General features: G+C 69.3%; 16 protein-coding genes. 9 read left to right on the top strand and 7 right to left on the bottom strand.

The window, feature by feature from the left end:
- Window positions 1–124 precede the first annotated feature (124 nt).
- A complete protein-coding gene (locus tag ACIQFZ_RS13890; RefSeq protein ID WP_402691282.1) occupies window positions 125–307 on the top strand; it encodes a ribbon-helix-helix protein, CopG family in 183 nt (60 codons plus the stop codon).
- A 21-nt stretch (window positions 308–328) separates the two neighbouring features.
- Here ACIQFZ_RS13890 and ACIQFZ_RS13885 read toward each other — a convergent pair whose 3' ends face one another.
- A complete protein-coding gene (locus tag ACIQFZ_RS13885; protein WP_365416713.1) occupies window positions 329–1,780 on the bottom strand; it encodes an NCS2 family permease in 1,452 nt (483 codons plus the stop codon).
- A gap of 248 nt (window positions 1,781–2,028) precedes the next feature.
- On the opposite strand from ACIQFZ_RS13885, the gene ACIQFZ_RS13880 reads away from it, so the two are divergent.
- Window positions 2,029–2,307, top strand: coding sequence for a DUF2530 domain-containing protein (locus ACIQFZ_RS13880; RefSeq protein WP_365416715.1), 279 nt, complete (start codon window positions 2,029–2,031; stop codon window positions 2,305–2,307).
- Between the two features lie 89 nt (window positions 2,308–2,396).
- Here the strand turns inward: ACIQFZ_RS13880 and ACIQFZ_RS13875 are convergent, their stop codons facing one another.
- From ACIQFZ_RS13875 to ACIQFZ_RS13865, 3 genes are all read right to left on the bottom strand, one after another.
- The gene (locus tag ACIQFZ_RS13875) at window positions 2,397–3,338 is read right to left on the bottom strand and encodes a sugar kinase (protein WP_365775030.1); all 942 of its coding nucleotides are present in this window, start codon (window positions 3,336–3,338) and stop codon (window positions 2,397–2,399) included.
- Window positions 3,339–3,343: 5 nt separating this feature from the next.
- Window positions 3,344–4,000 (bottom strand): bifunctional 4-hydroxy-2-oxoglutarate aldolase/2-dehydro-3-deoxy-phosphogluconate aldolase, encoded by a 657-nt coding sequence (locus ACIQFZ_RS13870; RefSeq protein ID WP_365416717.1) that lies wholly within the window; start codon window positions 3,998–4,000, stop codon window positions 3,344–3,346.
- A gap of 161 nt (window positions 4,001–4,161) precedes the next feature.
- Window positions 4,162–4,953, bottom strand: coding sequence for an IclR family transcriptional regulator (locus tag ACIQFZ_RS13865; protein ID WP_402691281.1), 792 nt, complete (start codon window positions 4,951–4,953; stop codon window positions 4,162–4,164).
- A 181-nt stretch (window positions 4,954–5,134) separates the two neighbouring features.
- Between ACIQFZ_RS13865 and ACIQFZ_RS13860 the strand changes: the two genes are divergently transcribed.
- Together ACIQFZ_RS13860 and ACIQFZ_RS13855 are read left to right on the top strand one after the other, a co-directional pair.
- Window positions 5,135–5,731 (top strand): hypothetical protein, encoded by a 597-nt coding sequence (locus tag ACIQFZ_RS13860; protein WP_402691280.1) that lies wholly within the window; start codon window positions 5,135–5,137, stop codon window positions 5,729–5,731.
- Between the two features lie 164 nt (window positions 5,732–5,895).
- Complete coding sequence (locus ACIQFZ_RS13855; protein ID WP_402691279.1) at window positions 5,896–8,292, top strand: HAD-IC family P-type ATPase; 2,397 nt, start codon at window positions 5,896–5,898, stop codon at window positions 8,290–8,292.
- Between the two features lie 4 nt (window positions 8,293–8,296).
- Here the strand turns inward: ACIQFZ_RS13855 and ACIQFZ_RS13850 are convergent, their stop codons facing one another.
- The 3 genes from ACIQFZ_RS13850 to ACIQFZ_RS13840 all read right to left on the bottom strand — a co-directional run bounded on the left by ACIQFZ_RS13850 (window position 8,297) and on the right by ACIQFZ_RS13840 (window position 11,844).
- Window positions 8,297–9,226 carry a hypothetical protein gene (locus tag ACIQFZ_RS13850; protein ID WP_365774957.1) on the bottom strand — a complete coding sequence of 310 codons (930 nt, stop codon included), beginning with the start codon at window positions 9,224–9,226 and terminating at the stop codon, window positions 8,297–8,299.
- Between the two features lie 187 nt (window positions 9,227–9,413).
- A complete protein-coding gene (locus ACIQFZ_RS13845; RefSeq protein WP_402691278.1) occupies window positions 9,414–10,196 on the bottom strand; it encodes a DUF5707 domain-containing protein in 783 nt (260 codons plus the stop codon).
- A gap of 181 nt (window positions 10,197–10,377) precedes the next feature.
- On the bottom strand, window positions 10,378–11,844 hold the full coding sequence (locus ACIQFZ_RS13840) for a chlorohydrolase family protein (RefSeq protein ID WP_402691277.1): 1,467 nt from the start codon (window positions 11,842–11,844) through the stop codon (window positions 10,378–10,380).
- Between the two features lie 329 nt (window positions 11,845–12,173).
- Here ACIQFZ_RS13840 and ACIQFZ_RS13835 point away from each other — a divergent pair, with 329 nt between their 5' ends.
- The 5 genes from ACIQFZ_RS13835 to ACIQFZ_RS13815 all read left to right on the top strand — a co-directional run bounded on the left by ACIQFZ_RS13835 (window position 12,174) and on the right by ACIQFZ_RS13815 (window position 18,043).
- Window positions 12,174–13,190, top strand: a complete 1,017-nt coding sequence (locus ACIQFZ_RS13835) for an ABC transporter permease (protein WP_402691276.1) — start codon at window positions 12,174–12,176, stop codon at window positions 13,188–13,190.
- Window positions 13,191–13,252: 62 nt separating this feature from the next.
- Complete coding sequence (locus tag ACIQFZ_RS13830; protein WP_365416730.1) at window positions 13,253–14,971, top strand: ABC transporter substrate-binding protein; 1,719 nt, start codon at window positions 13,253–13,255, stop codon at window positions 14,969–14,971.
- Between the two features lie 59 nt (window positions 14,972–15,030).
- Window positions 15,031–16,032: an ABC transporter permease gene (locus tag ACIQFZ_RS13825; RefSeq protein WP_365416732.1), complete on the top strand. Its 1,002-nt coding sequence runs from the start codon at window positions 15,031–15,033 to the stop codon at window positions 16,030–16,032.
- On the top strand, window positions 16,032–17,045 hold the full coding sequence (locus ACIQFZ_RS13820; RefSeq protein ID WP_402691275.1) for an ABC transporter ATP-binding protein: 1,014 nt from the start codon (window positions 16,032–16,034) through the stop codon (window positions 17,043–17,045). Before ACIQFZ_RS13825 ends, ACIQFZ_RS13820 begins: the two co-directional genes overlap by 1 nt.
- A complete protein-coding gene (locus tag ACIQFZ_RS13815; RefSeq protein ID WP_361412642.1) occupies window positions 17,042–18,043 on the top strand; it encodes an oligopeptide/dipeptide ABC transporter ATP-binding protein in 1,002 nt (333 codons plus the stop codon). Before ACIQFZ_RS13820 ends, ACIQFZ_RS13815 begins: the two co-directional genes overlap by 4 nt.
- Window positions 18,044–18,060: the final 17 nt, after the last annotated feature.

Raw genomic sequence — 18,060 nt, 5'->3', positions numbered from 1 at the left:
AATACCACCGCGAACACACCTCTACGCCCGTGACTCCCGCCACTGAAGATCACATCACTCTTTCGGGTGATCCACGCCCGAAACACCACGCCTCGCGCGGGAAAGTCCCGCGACCCTCGTGTCCATGGGGACCAGTGTGCTCAGCCTGCGCATGGACCACGAGCTGCTCGAACGGCTCAGGCGCCACGCCGCGAAAAGAGGAATGAGCGTCCAGGACTATGTCGTCCGGACGCTCATTCGGGATGACTTCGACGAGCGGTTCCAGGCCGCCGTCGAGGAGACGGAGAGGTTCTACGGGGTCACATGACCCGCGCCGAACCGGGTCGGATCACGTCAGGCCGAGGGCCGGCATCAGGTAGTAGAAGGCGAAGACCGCCGCCACCACGTACATCGCGACCGGGACGTCCTTGCCGCGGCCGGCCGCCAGGCGCAGTACCACGAAGGTGATGAAGCCCATGCCGATGCCGTTGGTGATCGAGTAGGTGAACGGCATCATCACCATCGTCACGAAGGCCGGGATGGCGATCGTGTAGTCCGCCCAGTCGATCTCCTTGACCGAACCGGACAGGATCAGGAAGCCCACCGCGAGCAGGGCCGGGGTGGCCGCCTGGGACGGCACCATGGTGGCGATCGGGGTCAGGAACAGCGCCACGGCGAACAGGGCACCGGTGACGACGTTGGCGAAGCCGGTCCTGGCGCCCTCGCCGACGCCCGCCGTCGACTCCACGAAGCAGGTGGTGGCGGAGGAGGAGCTGGCGCCACCGGCGGCGACCGCGATGCCGTCGACGAAGAGGACCTTGTTGATGCCGGGCATCTGCCCCTGGGCGTCGGTCAGCTTCGCCTCGTCGCTGATGCCCATGATCGTGCCCATGGCGTCGAAGAAGGTCGACAGCAGCACGGTGAAGACGAAGAGGACGCCGGTGAGCACGCCGACCTTCTCGAAGCCGCCGAACAGGCTGACCTTGCCGAGCAGGCCGAAGTCGGGGGTGGAGACCGGGCTGCCCGGCCACTTCGGGGTGGTCAGACCCCAGGACGGCACCTTGGCGACGGAGTTGATCACGACCGCCAGGACGGTCATCGCGACGATCGAGATCAGGATCGCGCCGGGCACCTTGCGCAGGATCAGCGCCAGCGTGAGCAGCGCGCCCAGGATGAAGACGAGAACGGGCCAGCCGTTGAGGTGACCGTCGCCGCCGAGCTGGAGCGGGACGGTGGTGTGGGCGGCGTCCGGGATGCGGGAGACGAAACCGGAGTCGACGAGCCCGATCAGCATGATGAACAGGCCGATACCGATGGCGATGCCCTTGCGCAGGCCGAGCGGCACGGCGTTCATCACGCGCTCGCGCAGGCCGGTGGCGACCAGCAGCATCACCACGAAGCCGGCGAGGACGACCATGCCCATGGCGTCCGGCCACGACATGCGCGGCGCCAGCTGGAGCGCGACGACCGTGTTGACGCCGAGGCCGGCGGCGAGCGCGATCGGCACATTGCCGATGACACCCATGAGGAGAGTGGTGAACGCGGCGGTCACGACGGTGGCGGTGACCAGCTGGCCGTTGTTGAGCTGGTGCCCGTACATGTCCTTCGCGCTGCCCAGGATGATCGGGTTCAGCACGATGATGTAGGCCATCGCGAAGAAGGTGGCGAAACCGCCGCGGATCTCCCGGGACAGGGTGCTGCCCCGCTCGGAGATCTTGAAGTAGCGGTCGAGAGCGCCGTACGGGGGTGGCGTTCCCGGCTGCTCGGGGGCGGAAGCCTTGGCGGTGGCCGAGGTGGACATGCGGGTGACCTCAAAGGTGCGGGTGGGTACGGGGTTCCGGGCCGGACCGAGGATCAAACCAAACCGACAACCGACAGGTTCCCCCAGGTCCCTGTCGCGACTCTGTTGGTGATTCCTACGAAGAGAAGTGGCCAGACTCGGACCGTTTCAGTATGAACATATGAAGCCGAAAAGACCATCTCCGCGCGTAGACCACGGCCCTGCCAGGGGCGGGACGCTTCTCACCCGGGCCCCGTAAGCTGATCCCCATGGCGAAGTGGACCCCCAAGCACGAGGCGCCGGAGCCCCTGGAGGGCCCCGTGGTCGCCACCATCACCGGCGGCACGATCGTGTGGTTCGTCCTCTTCCTGGTCCAGCTCCCCTTCTACGGCTGGTTCCACGACCACGGCCACACCTGGTGGCTGTGGACCTGCCTGGCCGGCGGGGGCCTCGGCCTGATCGGCATCTGGTACGTCCGCAAGCGGGACGCCGCCATCAAGCGGGCGGAGCGGGCGGGGCTGCCGCAGCAGTCGACGTCCGCGGAATAGGCGGGCCCGCGCACCCGACATGAGGGGGCGGGCCGGGGCAGGGTGCGCCTGCCCCGGCCGAGGGCCCCCGGACCGGGGCGCCGCCTGCGTCAACGGACGACGTCGGTGTCGAGGGCGGCGTCGTCGATCTCGGCCGCGAACGGAGCGCCCTCCCAGTCACCGGCGACGGTGACGGCACGGGCTCCGCACAGACCGGCGATCCGGAGGCGCTCGGCCGCGTCCTCTCCGGCGAGCAGCGCGCTGAGGTAGCCGGCGGCGAACGCGTCTCCGGCGCCCACCGGGTCGACCACGGCGACCGGCCGGGGCCGCTGCCGGTGGACGACCCCGTCGACGCACGCGACGCTGCCGGCGGAGCCGAGCTTGATCACGACCTGGCCGGGACCGAGTGCGGCGATGGCCCTCGCCTGCGCCTCGGGGTCCTTCTCCTCGGTGAACAGCAGGGCTTCCTCGGTGGTCGCGAAGAAGATGTCGGCCTTGCCGAGCAGATGGCCGAGGATCGGGCGGGCCCGGTCCTGCGGCCACAGCCGGGAGCGGAAGTTGACGTCGAAGGAGACGGTGACACCGTGCTCCTCGGCGAGGGTGACGGCCCTGCGCACCGCGTCGGACGCGGACGCGCTCAAGGCCGGCGTGATGCCGGTGACATGCAGGATCCTCGCGCCGGCGATCACGGCCTCGTCGAGATCGGCGGGCGCGAGCCGGGAACCGGCGCTGTGCGTGCGGTAGTAGCTGACCTGCACCCGGCCCGAGGCCTGGCGGGTCTTCAGCATCAGGCCGGTCGGCGCCGGATCGCGCACGATCGAGGTCGAGACGGCCTCGGCACGCAGTTCCCGGGCGATGAGCTCGCCGACCTCGTCCGTGCCCAGCCGGCCGATCCAGTGCGCGGCGCGGCCGAGCCGGGCCAGTCCGATGGCCACGTTGCTCTCGGCGCCGCCGAAGCCGAGCCGCAGGGTCGGCTGCCGGATCAGCGGCACGTTCGCCGACTGGGTGAGCAGCCCGATGGACTCGCCCAGGGTGACGACTTCGGGACCCATCGCGCTCACACCGCTTCCTCGATCGACTTGAACAGGGTGGCCGCGCGCCGGGCGATCACCGATACGTCGCCGTCGCGCAGCGCGCTGCCGGTGAGCGCGCCGCCCAGGCTGACCGCGACCGCCCCGGCGGCCACATAGGAGCCGGCGGTCTCCACGGTGATCCCTCCCGACGGGACGAACGGGATGCCGGGGAACGGTTCGCGCAGGCTGCGCAGGTGGGCGGGGCCGCCGGTCGCGGCGGGGAAGATCTTCACGGCGTCCGAGCCGAGGGCGTGGGCCCGCATCACCTCCGACGGCGTCCAGGCGCCGACGATGCTCGGCACCCCGTGTGCGGACGCGATCCGGGGCAGCTCGTCCACCAGGCCGGGAGACACGGCGAACCCGGCTCCGGCGTCGATCGCGGCGCGGGTGAGGGCCTCGTCGGTGAGGGTGCCGGCGCCGATCACCGCGTCGGCCGAGAACTGCCGGACGGTCCGTTCCAGGACCGCCGGGAAATCCGGGGTGGTGGCGGTCAGTTCGATCGTTCGCACTCCGGCGCGTATGAGCGCGGCCGCGGTGGTGGCGAGGTGCTCGGTCGTCGCGGGACGCAGGACGGCCACGACACGGGTCTCGGTCAGGGCCACGGGCAGGGGCAGGGGCAGGGGGGCCGCCGATTGGGCCACGGAACAGCTCCTTCTCACGACAGGGTGCTGGGGCGGACTGCCTGATCGCCTTCGACGAGGCAGGACACGCCGTTGGTCGGGTGCGGTCAGCGGGACCTGGTCGAGCTTCGGCCGTGCCGCGCGAGCGCGCTCCGGCCGGGTCCGTCATCGGGGCGCCGTGGTCATCCGCGGCCTCCCCACCGCTGCGAGATGTCGCGGGCCGCCGCTCTCACCAGGGGCACCACCTGCGAGACCCGCTCCGGTGGCATGCGTTCCTCGGGCGCCGACACGCTGATCGCATGGGTCGCGGCTCCGGTCACGTCGAAGACCGGGGCGGCGACGCAGCGCACCCCCGCCTCGTTCTCGACGTCGTCGATCGCCCAGCCGCGGGCACGGGACCTGGCGAGCTCGGCGCGCAGCGCGTCGCCGTCGGTGATGGTGTTCTCGGTGCGCGGGGCCATGCCCGCCGCGATCACCGCGTCGACCACGGCGTCGTCGGCGTACGCCAGCATGGCCTTGCCGACGCTGGTGCAGTACGCCGACTGGGTGCTGCCGACCCGCGAGGCCATCCGCACGGGAAGCGGGCTGTCGACCTTGTCGACGTAGACCACGTGCGGGAAGTCCGCCGTGACCAGGTGAACGGTCTCGCTCGTCGCCTCCGACAGGCCCTTCAGCACGTCGCGGGTGTCGCGGTGCGGGTCGTTCCCGGCGAGATACACCTGGCCGAGCTGGGCGTTGCGCCAGCCGAGCCGGTACGCGCCGCTCGGCAGGACCTGGACGAAGCGTGCGTCGACGAGCGGTTGGAGCAGACGCAGCGCCGTGGACTTGCTCAGGCCCTGCTGCGCGGCCAGCTCGGTGAGCGTGCAGCCGCGGCCCTCGACGTCGTCGCCGAGCCTGATGAGGATCCCGAGCGCCCGGCGCAGCGAGGCCGAGTTGTTGCGTGCGCCGGGGGTGGGGGCGAGCCGGTCGGTCAAGACGAGCCTCCTCGTCGAATCGCGCCCGTCCCGCCGCAAAGGACCAGGTCGGGGGGTGGTTCTGAGGTCGTGTCAGTCATCGTCACCTCAGAAGGCCGGCCATCGGCTCATGGGTGCCTTCCCCTTTCGCTCGGCCTGCAGGGTCTCGCGCCGATTACGCCAGGCATTGTATTCATGCCTCGTGCACTGCAAGACAATGTTCTGCACTGCACAACATAATCGGCATCATGGTCGCGGCCGCCGCCACGACATCGGACTGGCCCGGCACCTCGGCGAGACCGGCGGCCGTCCGGCCATGTCGCACAGCGGCCCGACCATCGGGTACGCCTCACGGCTCGTGCTCGTACCGTCCACCGGACTGGCGTACGCCGTCCTGACCAATTCGCTGCACGGCGAAGAGTTCATCCGCGACCTGGAGAAGGTGATCCTGGACGCGGCGGGCGTCGACACCACGGCCGCGAGCACCCGGCCGGTGCCCTCCGGCCTCGCCGAGGCGCTCCAGGGCACGTACGACTGCGGCTTCTACGGGACCGTCTCGATCGTCCCGGGCGCCCGCCCCGGAGAGCCGGCGATCACCGCCAACGGCGCGCGGGCCGAGGAGGACCAGTACGTCATCGAGCTGGAAGGCGCCGACCGGGCCGTGTTCGCCGGCCCCGACTCGCTCGTCACGCTGTCCGAGGACGGTGCGCAGGGCTCGCTCGTCGGCTTCGTCCGCGAGGAGGACGGGACCGTCTCCGCCATCCGCTACCAGGGCCGGCTGGACCGCCGCATCGCCTGACCCCACGTCGGGGTGGGACAGCCGTCCTCGGAGCCCGCGCCCCGGGGACGGCCGTCCCGTCGTGCACCGCCCGTACGACCGACGCACGAGGCCCCTCCTCCCCAGGTCGGATCTTCCACCCCCTCGACGAGTAAAGCCGCACAACCGCACGTACCGTCGAATGCATGACGCATATCGACGCGGGCGCGGAGCTCGACCCGGTGCACCCCGTGCCCGTCCCGGTCGTCCGGACGACCGGACTCACCTCCGCCGAGGTCGCGGAGCGCATCGCCCGCGGCGAGATCAACGACGTGCCGGTGCGCAGCAGCCGCTCCCTCCCCGAGATCGTCCGCGCCAACGTCTTCACCCGGTTCAACGCGATCATCGGCGTCCTGTGGGTGATCACCCTCTTCGTCGCCCCGATCCAGGACGGCCTGTTCGGCTTCGTGATCATCGCCAACACGGGCATCGGCATCATCCAGGAGTGGCGGGCGAAGAAGACCCTCGACTCGCTCGCCGTCATAGGCGAGTCCCGCCCCACGGTGCGCCGCGACGGCACCGCCGTCGAGATCATCACCTCCGAGATCGTGCTCGGCGACCTCATCGAGATCGGCCCCGGCGACAAGGTCGTCGTCGACGGAACCTGTGTCGAGACCGACGGGCTGGAGATCGACGAGTCCCTGCTCACCGGCGAGGCCGACCCCGTCGTCAAGCGGCCCGGCGACCGTGTGATGTCCGGCAGCTTCGTCGTCGCCGGAGGCGGCGCCTTCCAGGCGACCAGGGTCGGCCGCGGCGCCTACGCCGCCCAGCTCGCCGAGGAGGCCTCCCGCTTCACGCTCGTCCACTCCGAGCTGCGCACCGGCATCTCCACCATCCTCAAGTACGTGACCTGGATGATGGTCCCGACCGCGATCGGCCTGGTCATCAGCCAGCTCGTGGTGAAGAACAACGACCTCAAGGAGTCCGTCGCCCGCACCATCGGCGGCATCGTCCCCATGGTCCCCGAGGGACTGGTCCTGCTCACCTCCGTCGCCTTCGCCATCGGCGTGATCCGGCTGGGCCGCAAGCAGTGCCTCGTGCAGGAGCTGCCCGCCATCGAGGGCCTCGCCCGTGTCGACACGGTGTGCCTGGACAAGACCGGCACCCTCACCGAGGGCGGCATGGACGTCACCGAGCTGAGGTCGCTGGACGGCTACGACGAGTCGTACGTGCGCAAGGTGCTCGGAGCGCTCGGCGAGTCCGACCCGCGCCCCAACGCCTCCCTCCAGGCGATCATCGCCTCCTACCCGGACAGCGAGGAGTGGCGCTGCGTGGAGTCGCTGCCCTTCTCCTCGGCCCGCAAGTACAGCGGCGCCAGCTTCAGCGAGGGCGACGGCGATTCCAGTACGTGGCTGCTGGGCGCCCCGGACGTGCTGCTGCCCGCCGAGGCCCCCGCGCTCGCCGAGACCGGGCGGCTGAACGAGCAGGGCCTGCGCGTGCTGCTGCTCGCCCGCGCCGCCCGCGACCTGGACGACCCGGAGGTGGCCAGGACCGTCCGGCCGGCCGCGCTCGTCGTGCTGGAGCAGCGGCTGCGGCCCGACGCCGCCGAGACCCTGCGCTACTTCGCCGAGCAGGACGTCCGCGCCAAGGTCATCTCCGGCGACAACGCGGTGTCCGTGGGCGCGGTCGCCGCGAAGGTCGGCCTCGACGGAACCGCCGTCGACGCCCGCCGGCTGCCCGCCGGGCGGGACGAGATGGCCCCGGTGGTGGACGAGGGCACGGTGTTCGGGCGGGTCACCCCGCAGCAGAAGCGGGACATGGTGGGCGCCCTCCAGTCGCGCGGGCACACGGTCGCGATGACCGGCGACGGCGTGAACGACGTGCTGGCGCTGAAAGACGCGGACATCGGCGTGGCGATGGGCTCGGGTTCGGAGGCCACCCGGGCGGTCGCGCAGATCGTGTTGCTGAACAACAGCTTCGCCGTCCTGCCGTCCGTGGTCGCCGAGGGGCGTCGGGTGATCGGGAACATCACCCGGGTCGCGACCCTGTTCCTGGTGAAGACGGTCTACTCGGTGCTGCTGGCGGTGCTGGTGGTCTGCTCGCAGGTGGAGTATCCGTTCCTGCCCCGCCATCTGACCCTGCTGTCCACGCTGACCATCGGCGTCCCGGCCTTCTTCCTGGCCCTCGCCCCGAACACGGAACGGGCCCGGCCCCACTTCGTACGACGGGTCATGCGCCACGCGGTACCGGGCGGGGCGGTGGCCGCCGTGGCGACCTTCGTGACGTATCTGGTCGCCCGCCACCACTACACCGGCCCGGGCGCCCTGGACGCGGAGACCAGCGCGGCCACGCTCACGCTGTTCCTGGTCTCGATGTGGGTCCTGGCGATCGTCGCCCGCCCCTACACCTGGTGGCGGATCGCGCTGGTGGCCTCGATGGGCGCGGCGTTCCTCGTCGTCCTGGCCGTGCCCGCGTTCCAGGACTTCTTCGCCCTGAAACTGGAGGGCACGGCCATGCCGTGGCTCGCGGTGGGCATCGCGGTGGTGGCGGCGGCCGTCCTGGAGTTCCTGTGGAAATGGACCGGCCGCCGCTTTCCCGTCTAGCGGATTACTTCTTCACGCGGACCAGGTCACCCGCGGCGTTGACCGCCGGGGTGGTGGTGGTGCCCACGAAGATGAAGCGGTAGTAGCCGTCGACGGTGGCCTTCGTGGTGGTCTTGAGCGCGCCCGTGGAGTTCGTCTTGACGGTCTTCAGCGTCTTGTAGGTGGTGGTGCCCTTCTTACGGAACTGAAGCTTCACCGCCTGACCGCTGTAGCCCGAGTACTTGCCGCTGTCCCAGTTGGCCCGGGACAGCTTGCCGGTGACGGTGACGGTCTTGCCCTTCTTCACCGGCTTGGGCTTGGCGCTGGTGGTCAGCTTGGAGTTGCGCTGTACCAGCGTGGTGCCGAGGCCGCCCTTCTCGGCAACACCGACCTTGCTCCAGTCGAAGTCGGGGGACTCGGGGTCCTGGCCGTTCCACGCGATGGCCAGGGCGCCCGCGCGCCAGGTACCGGCCTCGGCATTCGCCAGTTCCCCGAAGTCCGGGTAGATGTCGATCTTGCCCTTGCAGTTGGCCGTGGTCTCCGAGGTGACGGAGCACGTGGCCGGGAGGTCACCGAAGAGCACGTTCTGCGGCCTGTCGAAGGAGCCCCTGTAGAGGATCGGGCCGGTGACGAAGTCCTTGGCGGTCACGTCCACGTCCGCGCCGAACTTCATGGTGTAGGTGACTGCGGTGGACACGTGGCTGGTGGTGCCGACCTTGACCGCCTTGGCGACCTTGAGGTTGGAGAAGGTGACGTCCAGGTCGTACGGCATCTCGTCGCCCGCGACGCGCGCGCTGATCCCGGCCGTGGCGGCGGAGGGAGCGTGGGCGGCCTGGAAGACCTTCGCGACGTCCGCGCGGTAGCTGGAGGGACCGGCGGCGTGCGCGGCGGGCACGGCAAGGGCGGAAAGGGCCAGGGCGCCGGAGACGGCGGCAACAGTGGCTCGTATACGCATGCATTCCCCAAGTGGAGAAAGGGGGCCGGCGCCGGCCGTTCCTCGCGGTTCGTCCTCGGCGCCGGGCCCGATGATTGTGGAGTCCGTCTGACTCACACGATCAGATCCCTGATCCGTGAAGAAGGTTGCACGGAAAGCTGGACTTCCTGTGCTGGCCGCCCTCCCGTGCCGGAGCAGGGCCGGTGGCTTACTTCGTCACGCGGACCAGGTCACCCGCGGCGTTGACCGCCGGGGTGGTGGTGTTGCCCACGAAGATGAAGCGGTAGTAGCCCTCGACGGTGGCCTTCGTGGTGGTCTTGAGCGCGCCCGTGGAGTTCGTCTTGACGGTCTTCAGCGTCTTGTAGGTGGTGGTGCCCTTCTTACGGAACTGAAGCTGCACCGCCTGACCGCTGTAGCCCGAGTACTTGCCGCTGTCCCAGTTGGCCCGGGACAGCTTGCCGGTGACGGTGACGAGCTTGCCCTTCTTCACCGGCTTGGGCTTGGCGCTGGTGGTCAGCTTGGACAGCCGCTGGACGCTGAAGCTCTTGGCGTTGTCCTTCTGCACGTAATCGCCGTCCTTGGCGGCGGCCACGGCCCACACCTTCCAGGTGCCGGCGACCTTGTTGATGAGGTTGTACTGCGGCTCGAGAGTGAAGGTGGAAGTGCACTTCGACGTCTGCGCGTCGACCTTGGTGCACTTGGCTCTGCCGTCGCTGCTGTTGGCCACCGCCCCACTGTCGGCCTTGTCGATGTTCGGGCCGTGGAACAGGATCAGCTGCGCCCAGTCGATGCCGGAGTCGTCCGTGGCCGTGAAGGTGACGGTGACGTTCTTGGCAGCCGCAGCACCGACCACGACCGGCTTGCCGCCATTCACCACGACGTTGGAGATCTTGGTGTCTCCGGACACGTCGTCGGCCTGGGCGACCGGGACGGCGAGGGCGGTCAGGGCGAGTGCGCCGGTCACGACGGCGGCAGAAGCACGAATGCGCATGTGGTGTCCCCACGTTCGAGAGGGGAGTGCGGCTGCGACTCGGCACCACACACCCCGATCCACGTCTGAGGAGTCTGCTGACTCCACTGACATGACCGGGGGCGGCGGTGAAAGGTTGTACGACCGATGAGGGATATGCGGGTGATACGTGGAGCCGGTCGAATCAGCGGTCCCGTGCCGCTCAACTCCGCGGGAACACCGGCGGAAAGAGTTCGTCCACCGTGCGCCGGCGGTGGTCGCGCTCCGGGTAAGCCGCGCGCATCGTGTCGAACAACTGCTGGCCGGTTCGCCTCAGTTCGGTGAGATCGACGCCGGGGATCGAGCCGTCGCGCATGACCACCCTGCCCGCGACCATCGTCAGGACCGCGTCGCGGGCGGTGCCGTTGAGCACCAGGGTGCGCAGCGGATCCTCGGTGACGCCCATACGGAAGTCGTCCAGAGCGAACGCCGACAGGTCGGCGGTGGCCCCCGCGGCCAGCCGGCCGAGATCCGGTCGGTGCAGCGCGGTCGCCCCACCGGTCCACAGCGCGTCGAAGTAGCCGGTGAGGTGTCCCTGGCCCAGGTCGCCGGCCTGGAGCCTGGCCACCTGGGTGCCCACGTCGATTCCCCGGATCAGGTCCGGCGGGAAGGAGTCGGTGCCCAGGCACAGGTTCACTCCCCGCGCCCGGTAGTCGCCGAACGTGTGCAGGTTGTGGGCGTATCGGGCGTTCGTCAGCGGGCAGTGCACGATCGAGACGCCGGCGTCGGCCAGCACCGCGACATCTCCGGTGTCCCTGCCGAGCACCTCGGGGTGCACATCCAGCACCACCCCATGCGGAACGATCAGCCGGTCGGACAACAGCCCTGAATCGGCGATCAGTTGCAGCGGGGTGCGGCCATAGGCGCGCTGGATGTAGTCACGCTCCGACACGCCTTGCAGAGCGTGCAGGCGCACCAGTGCGCCGCGCTCGTCCGCGGCCCGGGCGACGTCGCCGAGCAACTCCGGGAGCAGGGTCTCGATCCGGCACGGCAGCAGTACCCCGGTCACCAGGGGATCGGCGAGCCGAGCGGTGTGGTCCAGGAAGCGCAGCGCGTCGGCCAGACCACGCCGGCCGGCCTCCTCGTCGAACATCACGGTGCGCTTGCCGTCGGCGCCGATCACGTTCACCCCGGACCGGAACGACGGCCCGAGGAAGCCGCGCAGTCCCAGCCGCGACGACACCTCGGCCATCGCCACGAAGTCCTCGTAGGTCTCCGCCCAGTCGCTGTGCACCTCCGAGGCGATCGGCATGTAACTGGTGATGCCGTGCAGGGCGAGCTGGACCAGCGCGTACTCGCGTACCGCGCGGCGTTGCGCGGCGTCGAACACCGCCCGGGGCGCGGCGAAGTAGTCGGCCGACCAGGTGAAGCCGGACGCCAGATCCGGGGACGCCCACGAGTCCAGGATCAGGTGGTCGATGTCGGTGAGGGCGTCCAGATCGATGAGGCCGGGGGTGACCACCGCGTCACCGAGGTCGATGCGGACGTCGACCTGCCGCCGGTCGAGTTCGGCGCGATCGCCCACATCGACGATCGTGTCGCCGTCGATCAGCACGGCGCCGTCCGGCACCTCCACGTGCGAGCGTCCGTCGTGGGCGATCACCCAGGAAGCAGTGACCAGGGTCTTCATCGACGCGCCTTCCAGATTTGGTACACCAACTGGCTGAAACGGTCGTTCCGCCCCCGGGAGCAGTCCATGCTTCCCCGGGCCCAGTAACAACCGGCTATGGCCCGCGCAAACTTTTGCACAAGCCGGAAATCGCGCCCCACAAGGGCTGATGCCCCAGCGACAACTATGCGCCGGGTCACCAAAGAACCCTAGTAGAAATCGCGATTGTTGGTATACCGTTTCCGCCACCTCCCCTCCCCTCGAGCACCGAAGGATCGGACGTGCCGGATCCGCATGAGCCGCCGAGTCCGCCGCGCCACGCCGCCGCGCCGGAGCCCACTGATGGGCAGGTGGCCACTCTGTCTCCACCAGAACCCGCAACCGCAACCGCCGAGCGCAGGCCCGCAGCGGAGATCGCCACCGCGCGGTCGCTGCTGGGCACGGCGTGGCTTCGGATACGGCACAGCCGGATCGCCATCGCCGCCCTGATCGTGGTGGTCCTCATGGTGCTGTTCGCGATCCTGGCGCCGGTGTTGGTGGCCATCGAAGGATCGGACCCGTTCACCTCCCGGACGGGGCCGGACTTCCTGGACTCCTTCTACGCGCCGGGCCTGCCGCTGCCGTACTACCGCTTCCCGTCGAGCGAGCACTGGCTCGGCCTCGAACCGGGGCTCGGGCGCGACATCTTCGCCCGGATGGCCTACGGCGCGAGGATCTCCCTGACCATCGCGCTGCTGTCCACGGTGGTCTCGGTGGTCCTGGGCACCGTGCTCGGTGCCGCCGCCGGATACTTCGGCGGCAAGATCGACATGGTGATCAGCCGGGTGATGGACCTGTTCCTGGCCTTCCCCCACCTGCTGCTGGTGCTGTCGCTGACCCCGATCATGCAGTCCCGGCTGCGTGGCACCGCCCTCGACTCGGGGAGCCTGGTGCCGATCGCCTCACTGGTGATCATCCTCGGCTTCTTCGGCTGGGCCTACCTGGCCCGAGTCGTGCGCGGCCAGGTGCTCTCGATCCGGGAGCAGGAATTCGTCGAGGCCGCCCAGGCCTACGGGGCCTCGCACCGGAGCATCATCCTGCGGCAGATCATCCCGAACGTCATGGGCGTCGTGCTGGTCTACGCGACCATGATGATCCCGACCAACATCACCGCAGAGGCGGCTCTGTCCTTCCTCGGGGTCGGGGTCAAGGACCCCACACCCTCCTGGGGCCAGATGCTCAACGCGGCCCAGGCAGGCAACTGGTACCTGTCCGACCCGTGGTTCCTCGCCGTCCCGGCCGGAGCACTGGTGATCACCGTGCTCGCGTTCAACCTGCTCGGCGACGCGGTCCGGGACGCGCTGGACCCCAAGTCCTCCCGAAGCTGACCTCCCTCGAGCGCCGTCCTCCCCCGACGCGCCGTTCCTTTCCTTACCCTCAAGGAGACGCAGTGAAACGAAGCACCATGGCGGCGATCGCCCTGACGGTGAGTGCCGGGCTGACCCTGACCGCCTGCGGCGGGTCCAAGCCCACCCCCGGTTCCGGCTCCGGTCCCAGAGCCGACGCCTACGCGCCGGTGGTGATCGGGAAGGACTACACCACCAAGGGCGGGAACATCAACGTCCTGATGTCCTCGGACTTCCAGACGCTGGACCCCGGCAACAGCAACTACGTGCAGACCGCCAACGTGGGGCAGCTGTACTACCGCACCCTGACGATGGCCAAGGAGACCGCCGGCAAGCCGCCGACCATCGTGCCGGACCTCGCCACCGATCTGGGCAAGCAGTCCGCCGACGGCCTCACCTGGACCTACACCCTGAAGAAGGGGCTGAAGTTCGAGGACGGCACGCCGATCACCAGCAAGGACATCAAGTACGGGGTCGAGCGCACCTACGCCCGCGACGTCTACACCCAGGCACCGCAGGAACTGAACGCCGCCCTGTCCGACGACAGTTACAAGGGCCCGTACACCGGTGGCGACTTCAAGGCCATCGACACCCCGGACGACAGCACCGTCGTCTTCCACCTCAAGCAGCCGTTCGCCGAGTTCCCCGCCCTGGTCTCCCGGTCGAACACGGCGCCGGTGCCGAAGGCCAAGGACACCAAGCTCGACTACACCAACCACCCGGTCTCGTCGGGCCCGTACAAGATCCAGTCGTACGACCGCGGCCGCTCGATGAAGCTCGTCCGCAACGACCAGTGGAACCCGGCCACCGACCCGAACCGGACCGCCCTGCCGGACTCGTTCACCTTCACCCTGTCCACGGCCCAGGCGACCATCAGCCAGCAGCTGCTCGCCGACTCGGACCCGACGGCGGTCACCCTGGACAGCAACGGCGGTCTGCAGGCGTCCGACGCCGCCAAGCTCAACGAGGCCGACGTCAAGAAGCGCACCGCGGGCGGCCTGCTGGGCTGCACGGACGTGCTGGACTTCAACACCGAGACGATCAAGGACCCGCAGGTCCGCAAGGCACTCGCGCTGTCCATCGACCGGAGCGCCATCCAGGTGCAGTACGGCGGCGAACGGTTCGGCAAGCTGACCCAGTCGTACATCAACTCGGCCCAGCGCGGATACGTCGAGCAGCACACAGACCTCGACCCGACGGGCAAGGCCAAGCTGGACGAGGCCAAGAAGCTCCTGGCGGGCAAGACCTTCCCCAAGAAGCTGGTGTACGGCTACGCCGACGCCAACCCCCGGTACAAGAACGTCGGCACCGTGCTGCAGCAGAACTTCAAGCAGCTCGGCATAGACCTTCAGCTGCGCCCGATCCCGACCGCCAACTACTACACGGTGCTGGCCGGTGACCAGATGCCGGACATCGCCCGCAGCGGCTGGTGCGGTGGCGCGGACAGCGGTTCGGTGCGCACCACCGTCGACCCGAACCTGGGCCCGAGCGTGGACGGCAAGACCTACGGCTTCTCCAACATCCCGCGCTACTACGACCCGAAGATCTCCCACGCGATGTACGAGCTGCGCGGCACCAACGGGTCCAGCGAGGAACTCGGCAAGAAGTGGGCGACCCTGTTCGACCAGGCCATGCAGGGCTACCCCCTGGTTCCGCTGATCCGCAGCTACACCAACAGCGTGGTCGGCTCCAAGGTCCGTAACGCCCAGGTGGGTTACTTCTTCGGCGGCATCGACCTGTCCATCCTCGGCGTCCAGCACTGAGACTCCGTCACAAAAGAGGTAGAAACGGTGAGTCCATCCCGAGCCGACGGGTCGCGCCCATGACCAGATTTCTGACGCGGCGATTCGTCGCGATGATCCTCCTGTTGTTCGTCATCAGCTTCGTGACGTTCAGCCTGTTCCAACTGGGCCCGGCGGACCCGGCCGCGGCGGCCTGCGGTCAGGAGTGCACTCCTCAGCGAATCGCCGAGGCCCGGGTCGCGCTCGGGATGGACAAGCCCTTCCTCACCCAGTACTTCGACTACATGTCGGGCCTGATCGGCAGCCGCCACGTCGGCGCGCCGGGCAGCCAGACGCTGTGCTCCTGGCCGTGTCTCGGCAAGTCGTTCCAGACCAACGAGGACGTCACCGCGATCATCGGGCGGGCCCTGCCCTACACCCTGTCGGTGGCCAGCGGCGCGATCGTGCTGTGGAGCGTCGTCGGCGTCGGTCTCGGCCTGCTGGCGGCACTGCGCAAGGGCCGGTTCACCGACAAGCTCATCGTCGGCGCCGCCTCGGTCGGGGTGTCCCTGCCCATTCCGGTGACCGGTCTGCTGCTGCTGCTGTTCTTCGTCAGCACGATGCACCTGCTGCCGTTCACCACCAACGCGATCACCTCACCGTTCGGCGACGCCGGTCCGGGCGGCTGGTTCCTGAACTACCTGCTGCCCTGGGTGGCGCTCGCGGTGCTGTTCAGCGCGCAGTACATCAGGGTCACCCGCGGCAACATGCTGGAGACCTTCGGAGAGGACTTCATGCGCACCGCGCGCTCGAAGGGCCTGTCCCGGCGGAGCATCGTGTTCAAGCACGGTGCGCGGGCCGGCATCACCCCGGTGGTCACCATGCTCGGTCTCGACATCGGCACCCTGCTGGGCGGCGCGGTGCTCACCGAGCAGATCTTCTCGGTGCCGGGCGTCGGATTCACCGCGGTGCACGCCGCCCAGTCCGGCGACCTTCCGGTCACCATGGCCATCACCATGATGGCCGCGTTCTTCATCATCGTCGCCAACGTCGTGGTCGACGCCACCTACGCCGTGATCGACCCGCGAGTGAGGGTTGCCTGATGACCACGCCCAAAGCCGCGCCCATGCTGGACATCCGCGATCTGCGGGTGAGCTTTCCGACCGACGACGGCGTGGTGCACGCGGTCAACGGAATGGACCTGACCCTGGCGCGCGGGGAAACCGTCGGCATCGTCGGCGAATCCGGCTCCGGCAAGACCGTCACGAGCCAGGCGCTGATGGGCCTGCTCAAGGACACCTCCGCCACCGTCACCGGGCAGATCCTCCTGGACGGGAAGGACCTCAACCCGCTGAGCGAGGCGCAGATGCGCGCCTACCGCGGCAAGAAGATCGCGATGATCTTCCAGGACCCGCTGTCGGCGATGCACCCGTTCTATCCCGTCGGGGTGCAGATCGCCGAGGCCTACCGGGTGCACAACGCCGTGTCCAAGAAGGGCGCGGCGGCGGTCGCCGTCGACATGCTCGGCCGGGTCGGGATTCCCGACCCCAAGCGCCGCTACTCGGCCTACCCGCACGAGTTCTCCGGCGGTATGCGGCAGCGCGCGATGATCGCCATGGCGCTGGTCTGCGAACCCGAACTGCTGATCGCCGACGAGCCCACCACCGCGCTCGACGTCACCGTGCAGGCCCAGATCCTCGATCTGCTGGGCGAGCTGCAGGCCGAGACCGGGTCCTCGGTGATCCTGGTGACCCACGACCTCGGCGTGGTCGCCGAGGTCTGCCACCAGGTGATCGTGATGTACGGCGGGGTGTGCGTGGAACAGGCGACCGTCGCCGACCTGTTCAGCGACCCGCGGCACCCCTACACCCAGGGGCTGCTGGCTTCGATGCCGTCGCTGGCGGGGAGGTCCGAGCGGCTCAACCCGATCCCGGGCTTCCCGCCGTCGCTGCTGGCCCTGCCCGAGGGCTGCCTGTTCGCGGACCGCTGCCCGAAGACGCACCTGGTGCCCGACGGTGCCTGCGGCACCCACAGGCCGACGCTGACGGGCCCCGTCGGGCACCCGTCGCGGTGCCACCTGCAGACCCTGGAACCAGCCGGAGAGGTGGTCCGATGACGCCGCTGCTGGAGGTCACCGACCTCACCAAACACTTCCCGATCCGCTCCGGCGCCTTCCGGTCCGCCGGCGGTGTGATCAAGGCCGTCGACGGGGTCAGCTTCTCGGTCGAGGCCGGACAGACCCTCGGACTGGTGGGAGAGTCCGGTTGCGGCAAGTCGACCACCGGCCGACTGCTCATGCGGCTGCTGGAGCCCTCGTCCGGGAGCGTCAGGCTCGACGGTCAGGAGATCTCCGAACTGCGCCGGTCGAACCTGCAGGAGTACCGGCGCCGGGTGCAGATGGTGTTCCAGAACCCGTCGTCCTCGCTCAACCCGCGCCAGTCCGTGGGCAGTGCGATCGCCGCACCGCTGCTGGCCCAGCGGATCACGCCGCCCGGCGGCGTCAAGGCCAAGGTGCGGGACCTCATGGACCGGGTGGGGCTGCGCCCCGACCACTACAACCGCTTCCCGCACGAGTTCTCCGGCGGCCAGAAGCAGCGCGTGGGCATCGCCCGCGCGCTCGCCCTGGACCCGCAGCTGATCATCTGCGACGAACCGGTGTCCGCGCTGGACGTCTCGGTGCAGGCCCAGGTGATCAATCTGCTGGAGGACATCCAGCGGGACACCGGCGTGGCGTACCTCTTCATCGCCCACGACCTGTCCGTGGTCAAGCACTTCGCCGACCGCATCGCGGTCATGTACCTGGGCCGGATCATGGAACAGGGCGACACCGAAGAGGTGTTCGACGCTCCGCGGCACCCCTACACCCGGGCGCTGCTGTCCGCCGTCCCGCAACCGGACCCGACGGCCGACCGCAGCGGGCGGATCCGACTGTCCGGCGATCTGCCCAGCCCGGCCGACCCGCCGCGCGGGTGCGTCTTCCAGTCCCGGTGCCCGGTGCATCCGCGGCTGGACCCGCAACGCCGGGAGCTGTGCACCGGCAGCGTGCCGAGCGGCGACATCGCCTGCCATCACACCGACGTCGCCGCCGAGACCCTGGCCACGACGCCCGGGTGAGCCGCGCCGCGTCCCGT

Source organism: Streptomyces sp. NPDC093064, from assembly GCF_044754605.1.
GTDB lineage: Bacteria > Actinomycetota > Actinomycetes > Streptomycetales > Streptomycetaceae > Streptomyces.
This window is presented reverse-complemented; position numbering and strand designations above follow the sequence as displayed.